Origin of the sequence: Rhodobacter sp. NTK016B (genome assembly GCF_017303295.1) — a bacterium.
Taxonomy (GTDB): domain Bacteria; phylum Pseudomonadota; class Alphaproteobacteria; order Rhodobacterales; family Rhodobacteraceae; genus Pararhodobacter.
In genome coordinates, this window is the sequence record NZ_JAFKOK010000015.1 from 40,574 (window position 1) to 58,595 (window position 18,022).

Genomic DNA, 18,022 nt, shown 5'->3' on the forward strand with positions numbered 1-18,022 from the left:
CTCAAACCTCTTCATTCTCGCGCATCAGCGCGGCCACACCGGGGAGGCTGCGCCCCTCCAGCCATTCCAGAAATGCCCCACCGGCGGTGGAGACATAGGTGAAGCTGTCGCTCACGCCCGCCGCGTTGAGCGCGGCCACCGTGTCGCCGCCGCCAGCCACGCTGATGGCCGTGCCACCGCGTGTCAGCTCGGCGGCAACGCGGGCGAGGCCCGTCGTCGCCGCGTCGAAGGGCGGGATCTCGAAGGCGCCGAGCGGTCCGTTCCACAGGATCGTCCTCGCGCCTTCCAGAACGCGGGTGAAATCGGCCAGCGCGCCGGGGCCTGCGTCAAGGATCATCGCGTCGTTCGGGCAATTGTTGGACGGCTGAATGTCAGACGTTGCGCCAGCCCGGAATTCCCGCGCGACCACCACGTCGCGGGGCAGGTGGATCGTGCATCCGGCGGCTTTCGCCAGCGTCAGGATCTCAGTCACCGTGGCGCTCTGGTCGGCCTCGTGCAGCGAGCGGCCCATCGGCGCGCCCCGTGCAAAAAGGAACGTATTCGCCATCCCGCCGCCCACGATCAGATGATCGACCTTGGCCACGAGGTTTCGCAGCACCGCGATCTTGGTCGAGACCTTGGCGCCGCCGACAATCGCCACCGAGGGGCGCAGGGGGGCTTCCAGCGCTTTTTGCAACGCGCTGAGTTCACCGGCCATCAAAGGCCCGGCAAAGGCCGGGAGCCGCTGTGCCAGTGCGTGGGTCGAGGCATGCGCCCGGTGCGCGCAGGAGAAGGCGTCGTTGACATAATAATCGCCCAAAGACGCCAGTGTGTCGGCAAGCGCGGGGTCATTTGCCTCTTCCCCCGGCTCGAAGCGCAGGTTCTCGACCAGCAGCACGCCGCCCGGCTGCAGATCGGCCTCGCGTGCCTGATCCAGCGTGGCGAAACGCACGGGGCGGGCCAGCGCGCGGCTCAGATCGTCGCGGATCAGCCGCAGGCTGAGATCGGGATCGGGGCCGCTGGGGCGCCCGAAATGCGACAGCACGACCATTGACGCCCCTTGCGTCAGAAGCGGTTTCATCCCCTCGGCGAACCGGGTGATGCGCGTGGCATCGGTGACCCGGCGATCGGCCATGGGCACGTTGAGATCGGCGCGCACGACAAGGCGCTTTCCGGCGACGTTCTGATCGGTGATGGCGCGGATCATTGCAGGCGCCCCATCGCCACGGCGGTATCCGCCATCCGGTTCGAAAAGCCCCATTCGTTGTCGTACCACGACAGGATGCGGACCATCCGGCCCTCCATCACCTTGGTCTGGTCCATGTGGAAAACCGACGAATGAGGGTCGTGGTTGAAGTCACTGGAAACGTTGGGTTTATCTGTGTATCCCAAGATGCCCTTAAGGGGGCCGTCGGCGGCGGCGCGGATCGCCTGATTGACCGCCTCGACACTGGTGTCGCGCGCGGCCTCGAACACCAGATCCACTACCGAGACATTGGGCGTCGGCACCCGGATTGCAACACCATCCAGCTTGCCGTCGAGTTCAGGCAGAACCAGCCCAACGGCCTTGGCTGCGCCGGTCGAGGTGGGGATCATGCTGAGCGCGGCGGCGCGGGCACGGTAGAGGTCGGGATGCATCGTATCCAGCGTCGGCTGATCGCCCGTATAGCTGTGGATCGTCGTCATGAAGCCCTTGGTGATGCCGATCGCGTCGTTGAGCACCTTGGCCACGGGGCTGAGGCAATTCGTCGTGCAGGACGCGTTCGACACGATCCGGTCTTCGGCGGTCAAACTCTGATGATTCACGCCGAAAACCACGGTCTTGTCGGCGCCCGCGGCGGGGGCCGAGACCAGCACGCGGCGCGCGCCGTTCTTCAGATGCAGCGCGGCCTTGTCACGGGCGGTGAAAATCCCGGTGCATTCGAGCGCGACATCAATATCGGCCCAGGGCAGGTCGTCGGGGTTGCGCAGGGCGGTGACGCGGATCTTGCCGCGCCCGGCATCCAGCCAGTCCGCACCGCTGGTTACGCTGCCGGGAAAGCGTCCGTGGACAGAGTCGAATTGCAGCAGATGCGCGTTGGTTTCCACCGGGCCGAGATCGTTGATCGCGACGATCTCGATATCCGTGCGGCCCGATTCCACGACGGCGCGCAGAACGTTCCGTCCTATTCGGCCAAAGCCGTTAATCGCTACTTTGATTGTCATGCGGATCCTCTCAGATCAGAGAATTTGCAGCTTTGACAACTGCTTGGGGGGTGATGTTGAAGTGTTCGTACAGGTCGGGTGCCGGGGCCGAGGCGCCGAAACCGTTCATCCCGACAAAGGCGTCGTCGGGCCGCAGGACCGCGTCCCAGCCCATGCGGATCGCGGCTTCGATCCCGATCCGGGGCGCGTCGCCCAGCGTGGCCGCGCGGTAGGTGTCGGATTGGCGGGCAAAGCGCTCGAAGGACGGGGCCGAGACCACGGCGGCGCGGATACCCGCTTCGGCCAGAAGATCGGCGGCGGTGACGGCGATCTCGACCTCGGACCCGGTGGCGATCAGCGTGACCTGCCGTTCGCCCGGATCGCGCAAAAGGTAGGCGCCGCGCACGGTCAGGTTCTCATCGGCTTCGACGCGCAGCGTGGGCAGGTTCTGTCGGCTCAGCGCCAGCAGTACCGGGCCGTCCGTCGCGGCCAAGGCGATTTCCCAGGCTTCGGCGGTTTCGACCGCATCGGCGGGGCGCAGGACCGTCAGGTTGGGAATGGCGCGCAACGAGGCGAGGATCTCAACCGGCTGGTGCGTCGGGCCGTCTTCGCCCAGACCGATACTGTCATGCGTCATCACGAAGATCGTCGGCACGCCCATCAGCGCGGCCAGCCGGATCGCAGGACGGGCATAGTCGGCGAAGGCGAGGAACGTGCCGCCATAAGGCCGGAACAGCCCGGCCAGCGCGATTCCGTTCATCGCCGCCGCCATGCCGTGCTCGCGGATGCCGTAATGCAGGTAGTCGCCACTGAAATCGCCGGGCTTGACGGATGTCTGACCTTTGGTTCGCGTCAGGTTCGATCCGGTCAGATCCGCCGATCCGCCAATCGTGTAGGGCAAAGCGGTATTCACCACCTGCAATGCCATTTCGCTGGCCTTGCGGGTCGCGACTTTGGGTTTGTCAGACAATAGGGCGGCCTTGTAGGTCGCCATGGCCTGCGTCAGCGGCGTGGTATCGTGCTGGCACAGCCGGTCGAATTCCGCGCGCCGGGGGGACGCAGTGCGCCGGGCTTCCCAAGCCTCGCGCGCCTCGCGGCCCCGCCGTGCGATCCGAGACCAGGCGGCATAGACGGAATCGGGGATCTCGAACGGCGCGTGATCCCATTCCAGCGCCTTGCGGGTGGCGGCGATTTCGTCGATGCCAAGCGGCGCACCGTGCACGTCGTGGCTGCCCTGCTTGCCGGGGGCGCCGAAGCCGATCACCGTGCGGCAAGCGATGAGCGAGGGGCGGGTGTCCTTGCGCGCGGCCTCGATCGCATCGGCGATCTCCGTCGGAGTATGCCCGTCGCAGGCCAGCACATGCCAGCCCGACGCCGCGAAGCGTGCGCGCTGATCGGTCGAGGTGGACAGGTCCGTATCCCCGTCGATGGTGATCCCGTTATCGTCCCACAGGACGATAAGTTGCCCGAGCCCCAGATGCCCGGCCAGATCGATTGCCTCCTGACTGACGCCCTCCATCAGGCAGCCGTCGCCGGCGATGACATAGGTGTAATGCTCGATCAGATCTGGGAAGCGCGCGTTAGCCAGCCTCTCGGACAGCGCCATGCCGACGGCGGTGGCGATGCCCTGACCCAGCGGGCCGGTGGTCATCTCGATCCCTTTGGCATGGCCGTATTCGGGGTGCCCAGCGGTGCGGCTGCCGAGCTGACGGAAGGCGCTAAGCTGGTCCATGCCCATGTCTTCATAGCCCAGCAGGTGATGAATCGCGTAAAGCAGCATCGAGCCGTGGCCCGCCGACAGCACGAAACGGTCGCGGTTGGGCCAGTCGGGCATGGACGGGTCGAGCGTGACGAAGCGGTTGAACAACACGCTGGCCACGTCGGCCATGCCCATCGGCATCCCGGGATGGCCCGATTTCGCGGCCTCGACCGCGTCCATGGCCAGCGCCCGGATGGCGTTGGCCATCATACGCTCACCGGCGGGGGGGATCTGTGCGGTCATGGAAAAACCTCCTTACCGGATCTTGCGCGCGGTCGAGACCAGACGCTCGATCAGCGGGGTGAGGATCAGCTGCATCGCCAGATCCTGCTTGTTGCCGGGGATCACGATGGAATTGGCGCGCGTCATCCACGAGCCGTTGATCATCGAGGTGAGATAGGGAAAATCGATTCCGCGCGGGTTCTTGAACCGGATCACCACGAGGCTTTCATCGGGCGTCGGGATCCAGCGGGCGATGAACGGGTTCGAGGTATCGACCACCGGCACGCGCTGGAAATTGATGTCGGTTTCCGAGAATTGCGGCACGATGCAATGCACATAGGCATGCATCCGGCGCAGGATGACATCGGTCACGGCCTCGGTCGAATAGCCCCGCGCGGCACGGTCGCGGTGGATCTTCTGGGTCCATTCAAGGTTGATGACCGGCACCACCCCGATCTTCAGATCCGCATGGGTGACAAGGTTCACGCTTTCATTGGCGACCGCACCGTGCAGCCCTTCGTAGAACAGCAGGTCCGATCCGTTGGCAAAGGGTGCCCAGGCGGTGAATTCGCCCGCCGGCACGCCGTGGCGCTCAGCCTCGGTCGCATCGTGGATATAGTGGCGGGTGCGCCCGCTGCCGGTCTCGCCGTATTCGCGAAACACCCGCTCAAGCTCGCCCAGCTCGTTGGCCTCATAGCTGAAATGCGAAAAGGTCTGATCGCCCTCGGCATAGCGCCGCGCCAGTTCCTCGCGCATTTCGGCGCGGTTGTAGCGGTGAAAGGCGTCGCCTTCGATGGAGACCGCGTTGATGCCCTCGCGCCGGAAGATCTGGTCGAAGGTCGCCTTGACCGTCGAGGTGCCCGCGCCCGACGAGCCGGTGACGCTGATGATCGGGTGTTTCTTGCTCATGTGCCGCTCCGGAAAAGGCCGCGCGTGGCAAACAGCGCCGAGGTCTCGGAGCGCGGCAGGTCGTGATAGGTGGCCACGCGCGCGACCTTGTTGGCCGAGCCGAAGACGAAGGGCGTGCGGGCGTGAAGCTGTTGGGGACGGAGCGACAGAACCGGATCGACGCCATCGGTCGCGCGTCCGCCCGCCTTTTCGATCAGAAAGCCGATGGGCGCGCATTCATAGACCAGCCGCAGCCGGCCCGCCTGATAGCCCGGACGCGCGTCGCCGGGATAGAGGAAGATCCCGCCCCGCGTCAGGATGCGGTGCGTTTCGGCCACCAGCGAGGCGATCCAGCGCATGTTGAAATTGCGTCCCGCCGGGCCTTCAGTGCCCGCGACGCGGTCGTCGATATAGGCGCGGATCGGCGCGTCCCAGTGGCGGTAATTCGAGGCGTTGATCGCGTATTCGGTGGATTCGGGCACGATCGCGGGCAGGGGGCCGGTCAGCCGGAAGCGCTGCGTGTCGGGGTCGAGGACGTATTTCACCGGCACGTCGCCAAAACTGACCACCAGCGCGCATTGCGGCCCGAAAATCGCGTAGCCCGCCGCCAGCAGCTCGGAACCGGGGCGCAGCACGCTGGCCTCGCCCGTATCGGCGGCCTTGTGAAGGCCGAAGATCGTGCCGATCGACACGTTGGTGTCGATGTTCGACGACCCGTCCAGCGGGTCGATCACCAGCGCTAGATGGCCTGCGGGATTGGCCTCGACCACGCTGTCCTGTTCCTCGGACGCGTAATAACGTACGTCGCTGTCGCGAAGGGCGGACAAAAAGGCCTCGTCCGCGATGACGTCGAGCGCTTTCTGCGCGTCGCCGTCGCTGTTGGTCCCCGCACTGGCCCCTAGCGCCTCATCCAGACCGCCGCGCTGGATGCGGCGGGCGAGGGCGGCGGCGAGACCGGCGAGGCGGTCGACGACGGATGCAAGATCGGGCCGGGTGCCCGCGGGCACCGCGTCGAGTGTGGTCAGCATGACATGATCCTCCCAGATCGGCCCTTGCGCCGGGCAGGGCCGGGGCGAGAAGGCTTGACAGGACCATGCCTCGCAGCAAGATTTAGGGAAATTTAAAAATTAGGAAATCTTGTTCAGGAATTTTGAATGCCCCGTCTGGACGCCGTGACTCTCAAGCAATTGCGCGCGCTGATCGCCGTGGCGGATCATCGCTCGCTGACCGATGCCGCCGCCGAACAGCGCCTGTCCACGCCTGCAATTCACAGCCAGATCAAGGGCTTGGAGCAGGCGGTGGGGCGCCCCCTGTTGACCCGCCCGTCCGAAGGCGCGGCTTTCCTGCCCACGCCTGAAGGCGCCGTCCTGCTGGAGATCGCGCGCCGCATGACAGCCCTTTTGTCGCAGGCAGGCGATCAGATCCGCGCGCTGGGGGCCGGGATGGCAGGGCATGTGACCATCGGCACGGTCTCGACCGCGAAATATTTCGCGCCGCATCTGGTGGCGATGCTCAACCGCGCCTGCCCGGATATCGAGATCGCGCTGAGGGTTGCCAACCGCTCCGACACGCTGGCGGATCTGGCGCGCGGGGAATACGATCTGGCGATCATGGGCCGCCCGCCGCGTGACTTCCTGCAAAACGCGATGCCTCTGGGGCCGCATCCGCATGGCGTCATCGTGCCGCCGGGCCACGCTTTGGCAGGGCAGGATGGCTTTGACCCCGCGCGGCTTCTGGATGAGCGGTTCCTGTCGCGCGAGCCGGGATCGGGCACGCGGCTGTTGATGGAGCGGTTCCTTGACCGGATGGGCGAGAGTGTCCCGCCGAAACTGATCGAGATGGATTCCAACGAGACGATCAAGCAGGCGGTGATCGCCGGGCTGGGCGTCGCGTTCCTGAGCCTGCACACGGTGGTCGAGGAACTGCGCGCCGGACGGTTGGTGCTGCTCAGGGGGCAGGGGCTGCCGGTGATGCGGCATTGGTACCTGATCGTGCCGGGGGGCGCGCCTTCGGCGGCCGCGCAGCGGATCGCGGCGCAGATCACCGGGCTGAACGGGGCCTATTTCCCCGATCTGGGCGTCAACGGGTGAGCGCAGCGTAAAGCTGGGGCAGCCGTTCGGGCAGACGCTCGACCCGGTCGAGCACCAGCGCGTTGCGCGCGCCGAAAATGCACTGGACATAGGCATCCGCGCCCGGATCGAGCGACAGGCAGAAAGGCGTCACGCCCGCACGCGCGGCTTCTTCAACGGCACGTCGGGCATCGGCGCGCAAATAGAGCGGGTCTTTGACGTCGATATCGGCGGGTGCGCCGTCGGTGAGGACCAGCATCAGCTTGCGGGTGGCTTTCACCCGCGACAGGTGATGCGTCGCATGGCGGATCGCCGCGCCCATCCGCGTGCTCAGCCGTCCCGTCGCCCCCATCAGCCGCGCCTTGGCGGTATCGTCCCACGGCGCGGTGAAATCCTTGAAGCGGCCGTAATACACCTTGCTGCGCCCGTCCGAATGGAAACCATGGATCGCGAAACTGTCGCCGACGCGGTGGATTGCCTCGGCCAGCAGCACGCAGGCCGATTGCGTCAGGGCCAGCACCGTCTCGCCGCCCTCGGTTGGATCGTTGGTGGACTCGCTCAGGTCCAGAAGCACCATCACCGCCGTGTCGCGCGTCTTGCGCTCGAGCCGCATCATCACCCGGGGGTCGGGTTGACGGCACTGCCGCAGGTCGATGGTGGCGGCGATGGCGGCGTTCAGATCCAGCTCGTCGCCGTCTTCGAGCTTGCGGATGCGCTGCGTGCCTTGCGGGCGCATCGCGTCGAGCCGGTGGCGCAGACGCTCCATCACCTTACGATGGGTGTCGAGGATCGCAACCGCGCGCGCCGGGTCGCCCAGCTTCGGGCGCTGTTCCAGGACCGTGGCCCAGGCCGGGCGCATCAATTGCAGTTTGTGGTCGAACTCGTCATAGGGCATCGGCGGCGCGACCGGCTCCTTGCCCTCGCGCGCGTTGAAACTGGTGCCGTCATCGTCGAAGAATTCCTGCGACTGCACCCAGATTTCCTGCGCATCCTCACCCGCTGTTTCAACTTCGACCTCGTTGACCATCTCGGTGACCGAGACGTATTTGCGGATCTGCGGCGCTTGCGCCGGCGCGGTGTCAAAGTCGAGCTCTTCGAAGTCCCACAGCACCCTGTTGTCGCAGCGATAGGGGCAGGAGGGCTGATCGGCATGGGGCGAAAACGGCTGCCCCGCCAACCGTTTGGCCAGCGCCAGTCCAAGCTGGGTCGAGATGTCAGGCAATTGAAAGTCAGACTTTATTAATTCTGTTTTTATCCAGAGCGTTAAATCATCGCTTTTGTCGATGTTCTCATCCAGAAGTGCCAGCGCGATCCGGTCCAGAATTCCGCCGATACCGGCGCGATCGGGCGAATGGAACGGTGCCCAGAGATCGCGCAGGCGAGGGAAGCGGCGGATCGCCAGTGCCTCGGCACGCGCGTCCTCGATCAGGCCGACGCAGGTGGCCTGCAGGGCATTCAGCCCCTCGGCCTGAAACGGTGTTCGCAGGCAGGCGAGATGCGCGGCCAGATGCGCAACCTGCGCGCGGTAGAGATCGAGCGCAGACAGGCCCTGCCAATCGTCCAGCGCATCGGGCAGATGCAGGGCGTGGTGCTCGACGAAAGGGCGCAGCCCTTCGCGGCTTTCGAAATCGCCCGCCGTCGGCACCAGCAGAAAGTCGCGGCCCCAGAGCGCGCGCAGGTACATCCCAAGCCGCCGCTGCATATCGACCAGCAAGAGGCCCTTGCGCTCGCGCTTCAAGACGCCCTGCGACTCGGCAGAAGCGAGGGTGAAGTATCGCTCGAGCGCGGGATAATCGGAGCGATGCGCCTCGGCACCCCAATCGGCCCAGCGGCGCAAGCCCCCCAGCGTCAACCCGTCGAGCAACTCGGCCAGATGGTCCAGCATCGGTCTGAGCGCGCGCGGCGCGCGGCCCAGCAGATGCTCGAGAAACCGCAGATAGGCCCGAAACAGCGTCGGGTCGCCCAGTCGCCGGGCGGCCACGGGCGCGGTGGCAAGGATCCGTTCGATGACCGCGCCCGAGGTTCGCGAGGCAAAGCCAAGGCAGGCAGGCGCCAGATCCGTCAGCGCGTCTTCACCGATCTCGCGCGCGATTTGCGGCGCGGCCTCGATCCAGGCGAGGACAACGGCCTCGCCGCGCCCCATATCGGCCAGCGCCTGTGCGCCGCGTTCCCAGAGCTCGATCCCGCGCGGCGAGAGGCGGCGGCGGGCGTCCGGTCGCGCGGCGTCGAGCGCGGCCTGCAGCTCAGAACCAGGTGGCGACAGCAGCATCGAGCGCGTCCCGCATGTCCGGATCGTCGGTGACGGGGCAGCTGAGCGCCATCGAACAGGCGGCGCGCGGCGCCACGCCGGCCGCGATCAGTCGGCCCGCATGGATCAGCATCCGCGTGGACAGTCCTTCGTCCAGCCCGTGACCCTTGAGATTGCGCGCGCGGGCGCCGATCTCGACGAGTTTTTCCGCGATCTCGGGATCGACCGCGCTTTCATGCGCGACGATGGCGATCTCGGTCGCGGCGTCGGGCCATGTGAAATCCAGTGCGCCGAAGCGCTGCTTGGTGGATTGCTTGAGATCCTTCATCAGCGACTGGTAGCCGGGGTTATAGCTGATGACCAAAAGGAAATCGGGATGCGCGCGCAGCAATTCCCCTTTCTTTTCAAGCGGCAGGACACGGCGATCGTCGGTCAGCGGGTGGATCGCGACGGTGGTGTCCTGCCGGGCCTCGACCACCTCGTCGAGATAGCAGATCGCCCCGTGGCGCGCGGCGAAGGTGAGCGGGCCGTCCTGCCAGCGCGTGCCCTCGGCATCGAGCAGGAAGCGCCCCACGAGATCCGAGGCCGTCATGTCCTCGTTGCAGGCCACGGTGACCAGCGGGCGCCCGAGCGCCCAGGCCATGTGCTCGACAAAGCGGGTCTTGCCGCAGCCGGTCGGGCCTTTCAGCATGACGGGCATCCGCGCGGCCCAGGCAGCGGTGAACAGCGCCACCTCGTCGCCCACGGGCCGGTAAAAGGGTTCGTCCGCGATCCGGTGCGGATCGAGCGGGTTGTCGGCTGAATCTTTCATCTTTTCCCCCGTTCGGGGGGCGGGCCACGCAGCAGAGAGAGGGAAACCCGTGGCCCGCCCGGCTCAGGATGCGCGCGCGATCAGACCGGGTCGCCCCGGTAGACCACCATGTTGGCGCCCTGACTTTGGGTGACGTTGTCATAGCCCAACAGCCGCACATGGTTGCCCGGATTGGCGTCATGGCAGGCGTCAAGCTCGGCGATGATGGCGTCGACATCGGTTTCGCCGAACATCGGCAATTTCCACATGTACCAGTAGTTGGACCCGGCGAATTGCGGCTCGGTATGCTCAATGGCGGGGTTCCAGCCGTGACGCACGATCCATTCGACCTGTTTGCGGATCTGGGCCTTGGTCATTTCGGGCAGGTAGGAAAACGTGCCCATCTTGCGGCTGGCGGGATCGGAAAGGCGGGAGGTGTAGTCCTGAACGCTCATGTTCGGCTCCTTGGGGCGGAAAGGGGCCGGGGTTCCCCCCGGACCTTCATTTGGGGCAGGTGAGGATGGGGGATCAGCGGTGCTGCACGTCGAGCTTGTCGACAGTGTCGAACTCGAACTTGATTTCCTTCCAGGTCTCCATCGCGATCTTCAGCTCGGGCGAGTGCTGGGCGGCCTTCATCAGGATGTCCTTGCCTTCGCGTTCAAGCTCGCGCCCCTCGTTGCGGGCCTGCACGCAGGCCTCCAGCGCGACGCGGTTGGCAGCCGCGCCGGCGGCATTGCCCCACGGGTGGCCCAGCGTGCCCCCGCCGAATTGCAGGACGCTGTCATTGCCGAAGATCGCCACCAGCGCCGGCATGTGCCAGACATGGATCCCGCCCGAGGCGACCGGGAACACGCCGGGCATCGCGCCCCAGTCCTGATCGAAGAAGATGCCGCGCGCGCGGTCTTCCTTGACGTGGCGGTCGCGCAGAAGGTCGATCCAGCCCAGCGTCGCCTCGCGGTCGCCTTCCAGCTTGCCGACCACGGTGCCCGAATGCAGGTGATCGCCGCCGAGCAACCGCAACAGCTTGGCCAGCACGCGGAAATTGATGCCGTGGTTCGGGTTGCGGTCGAGCACCGCGTGCATGGCGCGGTGGACATGCAGCAGCATCCCGTTGTCGCGGCACCATTTCGACAGCGAGTTATGCGCGGCCCAGCCCAGCGTCAGGTAATCCGACATGATGATCGGCGTGCCCAGTTCCTTGGCGAATTCGGCGCGCTGGAACATGTCCTCGATCGTGGGGGCGGTCACGTTCATATAGTGACCCTTGCGCTCGCCGGTCTCGGCCTCGGATTTGTCGATCGCTTCCTGACAGAACAGAAACCGGTCGCGCCAGCGCATGAAGGGTTGCGAATTGACGTTCTCATCGTCCTTGGTGAAATCGAGCCCGCCGCGCAGGCATTCATAGACCGCGCGGCCGTAATTCTTGGCGCTCAGGCCCAGTTTCGGCTTGATCGTGCAGCCCAGAAGCGGGCGGCCATACTTGTCCATCTTGTCGCGTTCGACATGGATGCCGTGGGGCGGGCCGAAACAGGTTTTCACGAACCAGATCGGAAAGCGCACGTCTTCGAGCCGCAGCGACCGCACGGCCTTGAAGCCAAAGACATTGCCCACCAGCGAGGTGAAGACGTTGACGACCGAGCCTTCCTCGAACAGGTCGGCGGGATAGGCCACGAAGGCGTAGAAGGCCTCGTCATGGCCCGGCACGTCTTCGACGCGGTAGGCGCGGCCCTTGTAGAAATCGAGATCGGTCAGAAGGTCGGTCCAGACCGTCGTCCATGTCCCGGTCGAGCTTTCTGCGGCGACGGCGGCGGCGGCTTCTTCGCGCGGGACCCCGGCCTGCGGGATCACCTTGAACACGGCCAGCACATCGGTGTCCTTGGGCGTGTAATGCGGCTCCCAATAGGTCGAGCGGTAATCCTTCACGCCCGCATCATAGGTCTTCGAGGTCTGAATGTTCATAAGGGGGCTCCTTCCTGAGGGGAGTTAGCCCGAGCCCGTGAATAAAAGAAAATGAATAGTTTTTAGCCTAAGAATAGAGTAATCCATATTCATGCGCTATTCGCTTCGACAAATGCAGATCTTTCAGCAGGTTGCCGACAGCCTGTCCTATACCCGCGCGGCCGAGGCGCTGAACCTGACGCAGCCCGCCGTCTTCGCGCAGGTGCGCCAGCTTGAAGAGCAGGTCGGCCAGCCGCTGATCGAACGGTTGGGCAAGCGGCTGTTCCTGACCGAGGCGGGGCAGGCGGTGCTGCAATCGGCGCGCACCATTCTGGGCGAGGTCGACGCGATGGAAATGCGGCTGGCCGAGCTGCGCGGACTGGCGCGCGGGCGGCTCAGCCTGGCGGTGGTCTCGACGGCGAAATACGACCTGCCGGCGGTGATCGGAGCCTTCAGCGCCGCGCATCCCGGGATCGAGGTCGCGCTCACGGTGGGCAACCGGCGCGAATTGCTGGCACGCTTCGCGCAGAATGCCGACGATCTCTATGTTCTGGGTCAGCCGCCCGAGGGGATCGACGCCGAAGCCGAGATCTATGCCGAAAACCCGCTGGTGGTGGTCGCGCCCAAGGGACATCCGCTGGGCCAGGGGGGGCGGGCGCTGACGGTGCAGGATCTGGCCGCCTATCCCTTCCTGACGCGCGAAGAGGGGTCCGGCACACGGCGCGCGGTCGAAGCCTGTTTTGCCCAAGGCGGGGTCGCGCCCAAGGTGCGGATGCAGCTGGGTGCGAACGAGGCGGTGAAGCAGGGGGTGATCGCGGGGCTGGGGCTGAGCGTGCTCAGCCGGGGGACCGTGGCGCTGGAATTGCGCCACGGCTATCTGCAGGAGCTGCCGGTCGCGGGGTTCCCGCTGATGCGCCATTGGTACGTGGCCTGGCCGCGTGCGCGACGCAAGTCGCTGGCGGCCGAGGCGTTCCTCGACCGCCTGCGCTCGGGGGCGGGGTCAGTGCCGGGGGCAGTGGTGGCGTCAGTGGCGGCGGTGGCTGGCTAGCTGATCGCCGCCGAAGACCTTCGACAAGAGCCAGCGCAGCCGGTCCTTCAGCCCTTCCATGACGCTGAAGACCGACGGCACGAACAACAGCGACAGCACCGTCGACAGAAGCAGCCCGCCGATCACCGCGATTGCCATCGGCGCGCGGAACTCGCCGCCCGTCGAATGCGCCAGCGTCGAGGGCACCATGCCCGCCGACATGGCCAGCGTGGTCATGATGATCGGACGCGCGCGCTTGTGGCCCGCATCGATCATCGCGCTGGCGCGGTCCATGCCGCCCTTCACGCCTTCGAGTGCGAATTCGACCAGCATGATCGCGTTCTTCGTCACGATCCCCATCAGCATCAGGAAGCCGATCACCACCGACAGGCCGATCCCCGACCCGTAGAGATAGAGCGCAAAAATCGCACCGCCGATGGCCAGAGGCAGCGACAGCATGATCGTCAGCGGCGTGACGAAGCTGTTGAACAGCAGCACCAGCACCACATAAACCAGCATCAGCCCCGCGCCCATTGCCAGCGCGAACGAGCTGAAGATCTCGCCCATCGTCTCGACATCGCCCGAGGGCTGGATCTCGGCCCCTTCGGGCATGTCGGTGGCGGCGGGCAGGGCATAGATCGCCTCGGTCGCAGGGCCCAGATAGACGCCGGGCGCCAGATCGGCCTCGATCGAGACCAGATAGCGGCGGTCATAGCGTTCGATCACCGACACGCCCGAGGCGATGCGCACATCGGCCACCGCCGAAAGCGGCACCATCTCGCCCGAGGATGATTGCACGCGGAAGCCCGCCAGCCGGGTGATGTCGTTGCGCGCTTCCTCGTTCAGCCGCACGCGGATCGGGATGCGTTCCTCGCCCGCGTCGAACTGCGCCAGATTGGCGTCGGTGTCGCCGATCGTCGCGACCCGCACGGCCGAGGCCAGCGCCCCCGCCGTCACGCCCAGCTCGGCTGCGCGTTCGGGATTGGGGATGATCTGGATTTCGGGACGCAGCAGCGCCGCTTCCGAAGCCACACCGCGCAGCTCTGGCAGGCCGCGCATCTGGTGCAAAAGCGCGGTCGCCGCTTCAGCGGCGCCGGTCTGGGTATCGGCGAGCACGTTGATCGTCACGTCGCGCTGCCCCTCAGCCCCCAGCACGAAGACGCGCATGTCGGGAAGATCGGCAAGCCGGGCTTCGATCTCGGCGTTGATCTCGGTCCAGGACCGCTCGCGGTCGGATTTGTCGCCGTAATTGACCTGAATACTCAGCGAGGTCGCGGATTGCCCGTCAACGAAGGCGCGCTGCACCTCCGGGACTTGCAGGATCCGCTCGGTGATCGCTTGGGCCGAACGGCGCGCCTCGGGCAGGGTGGTGCCCGGCGGCAGATCGACCATCACGACCGAACGACCGGCATCCGAGGGCGGCACGAATTCCTGCGGCAGCAGCGTCGCGGAATAGATCGAGCTTGCGAAGATCACCAGACCCACCAGCAGCGTGATCGTCCGGTTGCGCAGGGTCCAGCGCAGCATCGTCAGATAGCCGCGCATGATCGCGCCGTCCTCGGCCTTTTTCGTGTGGCCATGCGGTTTCGAGCGCATGAAATAGGCCGCGAACATCGGCGTGATCAACCGCGCGACGGCGAGCGAGAACAACACCGCCACCGCGACCGTCAGGCCGAACTGCTTGAAGAACTCGCCCGCGATGCCGCCCATGAAACTGACCGGCGCGAAGACCGCGACGATGGTCAGCGAAATGGCGATCACCGTGGTGCCGATCTCGGTCGCGGCCTCCATAGCGGCCTGAAACGCGGGTCTGCCCATGTCGATATGCCGGTCGATATTCTCGATCTCGACGATGGCGTCATCGACAAGGATGCCGACCACCAGCGTGATCCCCAGAAGGCTGATCGTGTTGAGCGAAAAGCCCAGAAGATCCATGACGATAAAGGTCGGGATGGCCGAAAGGGGCAGCGCCACGAAAGCGACCACCGTCGCGCGCCAGTTGCGCAGGAACAGAAACACCACGATGATCGCCAGAAGCGCGCCCTCGTAGAGCGTGTCCATGGCTGAATGGAACGTGGCCTCGGTATAGATCGTCGCGTCGTCGATCAGGTCGAACTCGGTATCGGGATACATCTCGCGCAGCGCGTCCAGCCGTTCGCGCGCGCCTTCCGCAGCCACCAGATCCGAGGCCCCGGTGGCGCGGAACACGCCGAAGGCCACGACCGGACGGCCATTGAACAGCGCGAAGGTATCGCCGTCGGCCGCGCCATCGGTCACCGTGCCCAGTTGGTTCAGCGGCACCGTCTGGCCCGTGGGCAGGCGGATCGGGGTCTGCGCGAGCTGTTCGAGCGTCTGCGCCGATCCAAGGGCCCGGATCACGTATTCCGAACCGAACAGATCGCCCTCGCCGCCGCCCTGATCCAGATTGGTCTGTGCCAGCTGCTGGCTGACGCTGGTGGCGCTGAGACTCAGGGCGAGCAGACGGTCGGGATCCAGCTCGACGCGGATCTCGCGCTCGGCGCCGCCCAGCCGGGTGACGCTGCCCACGCCCTCGGCGCCCTGCAATTCGCGCGCGACGACATCATCGACGAAGGTCGACAGCTCTTCGATCGAGCGGGTCGTGTCGGCGACGGCATAGGTCAGGATCGGGCGGCCGGTGAAATCGAGCCGCTGCACGATCGGGTCCGAGGTGGTATCGGGCATCTGCGCGCGCGCGGCGGTCACGGCGTCCTTGACGTCGTTGAGCGCGCGGTCGGTATCGGTGCCCATCTCGAACTGGATGGTCAGCTGGCCGATGCTATCCTGCGCCGTGGCCTCGATATGACGCAGCCCGGCGATGTCGCTGACCTCGTCCTCGATGGGCTGGATCACCTGCGAGGCGATCTCGGACGGCGCTGTGCCCGAAGCCGGAACCGACACCAGAACGACGGGAAGGTCCACGTTCGGCATCTCGGTGACGGGCAGGCGATTGAAGCTGACGAGCCCGGCGATGCACAGCACGAGGAAGGCAGCAATCGGCGGAACCGGATTGCGGATGGACCATGTGGACAGGTTCATTCCGTGGCTCCGTCATCACGCGTCGCGGCCATATCGTCGGGCGCGGCGCTGTCGCTTTCCGCCGTCTCGTCGATTGCACGCACGCGGTCGCCATTTGCGAAGAAGGCACCCGCGCGGGCGACGACGGTTTCGCCCTCGGTCAGCCCGTCGGTGATTTCCTGCAACCCGTCCCAGGCAAGACCCACCGACACGTCGCGATGCGCGAGCACGTTGTCGTCGTCCACAACCAGCACGTAGCTGCCATTATTGTCCCGCAACACGGCAGAGAGCGGTACTGCCAGTCCTTCACGGTCGGCGACGATCACGCGACCGCTGACGAACAGGCCGGGGCGCAGCCCCGGGCTGTCAGCGAGCGAAATGCGCACCTCTCCCAGCCGGGTGGTCGCGCTGACCACCGGCGAGACCAGCCGGACCTCGCCGGTCACCGGCGGCAGCCCGGCGATTTCCAGCCGCGCGGGCTGGCCCCGGTCCAGAAGCACAAGCTCGGTTTCGATAACCTCGGCCGAGACCTCAACCTCGCCATTCTCGATCAGGCGAAAGATCGGCTCGCCGCCGGTCGCGGCCATGGCGCCGAGCTGGCCGTTGCGGGCGCTGACGATGCCATCGACCGGCGCGACGATATCGGCGTTCTCGTAATCGAGCTGCGCGACTTCCAGCGTTGCGCGCGCCTGTTCCAGCGCCGCGCTGGCGGCCTGCACGCCGTCGCGCGCCGATTGCAGCGCCGCCTCGGCGCTGAGCTGTGCGGTCTGCGCCTCGTCCAGCGCGGTTTGCGTCGCGGTCCCGCTGGCGCGCAGGCTCTGCATCCGCGTGAGCACCTGATTGGCCTGCTGCAATTGCGCGTCATTCGCCGAGACCTGACTTTCGGCCTGACGGCGCGCGGCTTCGGCATTGGCAAGCTGCGCCTCGGCCTGCGTCACCCGCAGCTGCAAGGTCCGGTCGTCGATCCGCGCCAGCACGTCGCCCGCCGATACGTGGTCGCCCGGCTCGGCGTTCAGCTCGGTGATCGCGAAACCGCCGGTATGCGGAAAGACAAGCACCTCGCTGCGCGGGATCAGCGTGCCCGAAACCGTCACCACCTGCATCAGCGGCGCGATCCGGGCCTCGGCGGTGGTCACGGCGGGCACATGCGCGCTGTCCTGCGCCTGTGCGGACAGCGAAAAGGGCAGAGCCGCGACCAGAACGGCCAGCGCGCACAACGAATAGGGGGGCAGGATGCGCATCCGGGGCCTCCGGCTGGGGCGCCGGGGCGCCGATGAATGTTCAGTTCGAATTGAACGCAGATAGGCACGGGGCGACGGCCCGTCAAGGTGCGTTCCGCCTTGAATGCCGATACACGGGGTTTACGATAACGCTCTAACGCCACAGGTCCATGAATACGGCATGTCAGATACGATTTCCACAATCCGCGACGACTTCATTGCCCTGATGGGGCAGATGGTGGAAGCGCATGGCATGTCGCCCATTTCGGGGCGCATGTTGGGGCTTCTGATTTTCGATGGCGAGGCACGGTCCTTCTCGGATCTGGCGACCGAGCTGGGGGTGAGCCGGGGCAGCATCAGCGCGAATGCGCGGGTTCTGGTCGCGCGCGGCAGCATCATGAAGGAAAACCGTCCCGGCGACCGGCAGGATTATTTCCGGATCTCGGATCAGAGCTTCGAAATCATCCTGCAGACGCTGACGCAAAGGATGCTCGACATCTCAAGCCGCGTGCACGAATTGTCCGAGCGCATCCCGTCAGGCGATGCCGACGGCGCGGGCGCGCGCCGCCGTCTGGACGGGTTGTCGAATTTCTATCAGGCGATCGCGCTGGGCGTCCGGCAGGCGCAGAACCACCTCAATCAAGACCAGTAGCCGACGGCTG

At 66.0% G+C, this 18,022-nt stretch carries 14 protein-coding genes; 3 read left to right on the top strand and 11 right to left on the bottom strand.

Going from position 1 to position 18,022, the window contains the following annotated elements; genetic code table 11:
- Nucleotide 1: 1 nt before the first annotated feature.
- From JI664_RS18580 to JI664_RS18600, 5 genes are read right to left on the bottom strand one after another with little or no spacing between them, the layout of a single operon-like run.
- Complete coding sequence (locus tag JI664_RS18580; RefSeq protein ID WP_207015274.1) at nucleotides 2-1,186, bottom strand: phosphoglycerate kinase; 1,185 nt, start codon at nucleotides 1,184-1,186, stop codon at nucleotides 2-4.
- Nucleotides 1,183-2,184 carry a type I glyceraldehyde-3-phosphate dehydrogenase gene (gap, locus tag JI664_RS18585; RefSeq protein WP_207015275.1) on the bottom strand — a complete coding sequence of 334 codons (1,002 nt, stop codon included), beginning with the start codon at nucleotides 2,182-2,184 and terminating at the stop codon, nucleotides 1,183-1,185. Before gap ends, JI664_RS18580 begins: the two co-directional genes overlap by 4 nt.
- A gap of 10 nt (nucleotides 2,185-2,194) precedes the next feature.
- On the bottom strand, nucleotides 2,195-4,165 hold the full coding sequence (gene tkt, locus JI664_RS18590) for a transketolase (RefSeq protein WP_207015276.1): 1,971 nt from the start codon (nucleotides 4,163-4,165) through the stop codon (nucleotides 2,195-2,197).
- Nucleotides 4,166-4,177: 12 nt separating this feature from the next.
- Nucleotides 4,178-5,053 carry a phosphoribulokinase gene (locus JI664_RS18595; protein ID WP_207015277.1) on the bottom strand — a complete coding sequence of 292 codons (876 nt, stop codon included), beginning with the start codon at nucleotides 5,051-5,053 and terminating at the stop codon, nucleotides 4,178-4,180.
- Nucleotides 5,050-6,060, bottom strand: coding sequence for a class 1 fructose-bisphosphatase (locus tag JI664_RS18600; protein ID WP_207015278.1), 1,011 nt, complete (start codon nucleotides 6,058-6,060; stop codon nucleotides 5,050-5,052). Before JI664_RS18600 ends, JI664_RS18595 begins: the two co-directional genes overlap by 4 nt.
- A gap of 126 nt (nucleotides 6,061-6,186) precedes the next feature.
- On the opposite strand from JI664_RS18600, the gene JI664_RS18605 reads away from it, so the two are divergent.
- On the top strand, nucleotides 6,187-7,122 hold the full coding sequence (locus tag JI664_RS18605; protein WP_207015279.1) for a LysR substrate-binding domain-containing protein: 936 nt from the start codon (nucleotides 6,187-6,189) through the stop codon (nucleotides 7,120-7,122).
- On the opposite strand, the gene JI664_RS18610 is transcribed toward JI664_RS18605, so the two are convergent.
- From JI664_RS18610 to JI664_RS18625, 4 genes are all read right to left on the bottom strand, one after another.
- Complete coding sequence (locus JI664_RS18610; protein ID WP_207015280.1) at nucleotides 7,112-9,370, bottom strand: nitric oxide reductase activation protein NorD; 2,259 nt, start codon at nucleotides 9,368-9,370, stop codon at nucleotides 7,112-7,114. The two genes, JI664_RS18605 and JI664_RS18610, sit on opposite strands and share 11 nt — an antisense overlap.
- On the bottom strand, nucleotides 9,345-10,160 hold the full coding sequence (locus JI664_RS18615) for a CbbQ/NirQ/NorQ/GpvN family protein (protein ID WP_207015281.1): 816 nt from the start codon (nucleotides 10,158-10,160) through the stop codon (nucleotides 9,345-9,347). Before JI664_RS18615 ends, JI664_RS18610 begins: the two co-directional genes overlap by 26 nt.
- An 80-nt stretch (nucleotides 10,161-10,240) precedes the next feature.
- A complete protein-coding gene (locus JI664_RS18620; RefSeq protein ID WP_207015282.1) occupies nucleotides 10,241-10,594 on the bottom strand; it encodes a ribulose bisphosphate carboxylase small subunit in 354 nt (117 codons plus the stop codon).
- A 73-nt stretch (nucleotides 10,595-10,667) separates the two neighbouring features.
- Complete coding sequence (locus tag JI664_RS18625) at nucleotides 10,668-12,098, bottom strand: form I ribulose bisphosphate carboxylase large subunit (protein ID WP_207015283.1); 1,431 nt, start codon at nucleotides 12,096-12,098, stop codon at nucleotides 10,668-10,670.
- Nucleotides 12,099-12,189: 91 nt separating this feature from the next.
- Between JI664_RS18625 and JI664_RS18630 the strand changes: the two genes are divergently transcribed.
- Nucleotides 12,190-13,125, top strand: a complete 936-nt coding sequence (locus JI664_RS18630; protein ID WP_207015284.1) for a LysR family transcriptional regulator — start codon at nucleotides 12,190-12,192, stop codon at nucleotides 13,123-13,125.
- Here the strand turns inward: JI664_RS18630 and JI664_RS18635 are convergent.
- Both JI664_RS18635 and JI664_RS18640 read right to left on the bottom strand, forming a co-directional pair.
- Nucleotides 13,102-16,161 carry an efflux RND transporter permease subunit gene (locus JI664_RS18635; RefSeq protein WP_207015285.1) on the bottom strand — a complete coding sequence of 1,020 codons (3,060 nt, stop codon included), beginning with the start codon at nucleotides 16,159-16,161 and terminating at the stop codon, nucleotides 13,102-13,104. The genes JI664_RS18630 and JI664_RS18635 overlap by 24 nt on opposite strands.
- Complete coding sequence (locus JI664_RS18640) at nucleotides 16,158-17,381, bottom strand: efflux RND transporter periplasmic adaptor subunit (RefSeq protein WP_207015286.1); 1,224 nt, start codon at nucleotides 17,379-17,381, stop codon at nucleotides 16,158-16,160. Before JI664_RS18640 ends, JI664_RS18635 begins: the two co-directional genes overlap by 4 nt.
- A gap of 160 nt (nucleotides 17,382-17,541) precedes the next feature.
- On the opposite strand from JI664_RS18640, the gene JI664_RS18645 reads away from it, so the two are divergent.
- Nucleotides 17,542-18,012 (top strand): GbsR/MarR family transcriptional regulator, encoded by a 471-nt coding sequence (locus JI664_RS18645; protein ID WP_207015287.1) that lies wholly within the window; start codon nucleotides 17,542-17,544, stop codon nucleotides 18,010-18,012.
- Nucleotides 18,013-18,022 lie beyond the last annotated feature (10 nt).

Coding starts and splice junctions, on each gene's coding strand:
- JI664_RS18580 (WP_207015274.1), bottom strand. CDS start 1,186: ATGATCCGCGCCATCACCGATCAGAACGTCGCCGGAAAGCGCCTTGTC.
- gap (WP_207015275.1), bottom strand. CDS start 2,184: ATGACAATCAAAGTAGCGATTAACGGCTTTGGCCGAATAGGACGGAAC.
- tkt (WP_207015276.1), bottom strand. CDS start 4,165: ATGACCGCACAGATCCCCCCCGCCGGTGAGCGTATGATGGCCAACGCC.
- JI664_RS18595 (WP_207015277.1), bottom strand. CDS start 5,053: ATGAGCAAGAAACACCCGATCATCAGCGTCACCGGCTCGTCGGGCGCG.
- JI664_RS18600 (WP_207015278.1), bottom strand. CDS start 6,060: ATGCTGACCACACTCGACGCGGTGCCCGCGGGCACCCGGCCCGATCTT.
- JI664_RS18605 (WP_207015279.1), top strand. CDS start 6,187: ATGCCCCGTCTGGACGCCGTGACTCTCAAGCAATTGCGCGCGCTGATC.
- JI664_RS18610 (WP_207015280.1), bottom strand. CDS start 9,370: ATGCTGCTGTCGCCACCTGGTTCTGAGCTGCAGGCCGCGCTCGACGCC.
- JI664_RS18615 (WP_207015281.1), bottom strand. CDS start 10,160: ATGAAAGATTCAGCCGACAACCCGCTCGATCCGCACCGGATCGCGGAC.
- JI664_RS18620 (WP_207015282.1), bottom strand. CDS start 10,594: ATGAGCGTTCAGGACTACACCTCCCGCCTTTCCGATCCCGCCAGCCGC.
- JI664_RS18625 (WP_207015283.1), bottom strand. CDS start 12,098: ATGAACATTCAGACCTCGAAGACCTATGATGCGGGCGTGAAGGATTAC.
- JI664_RS18630 (WP_207015284.1), top strand. CDS start 12,190: ATGCGCTATTCGCTTCGACAAATGCAGATCTTTCAGCAGGTTGCCGAC.
- JI664_RS18635 (WP_207015285.1), bottom strand. CDS start 16,161: ATGAACCTGTCCACATGGTCCATCCGCAATCCGGTTCCGCCGATTGCT.
- JI664_RS18640 (WP_207015286.1), bottom strand. CDS start 17,381: ATGCGCATCCTGCCCCCCTATTCGTTGTGCGCGCTGGCCGTTCTGGTC.
- JI664_RS18645 (WP_207015287.1), top strand. CDS start 17,542: ATGTCAGATACGATTTCCACAATCCGCGACGACTTCATTGCCCTGATG.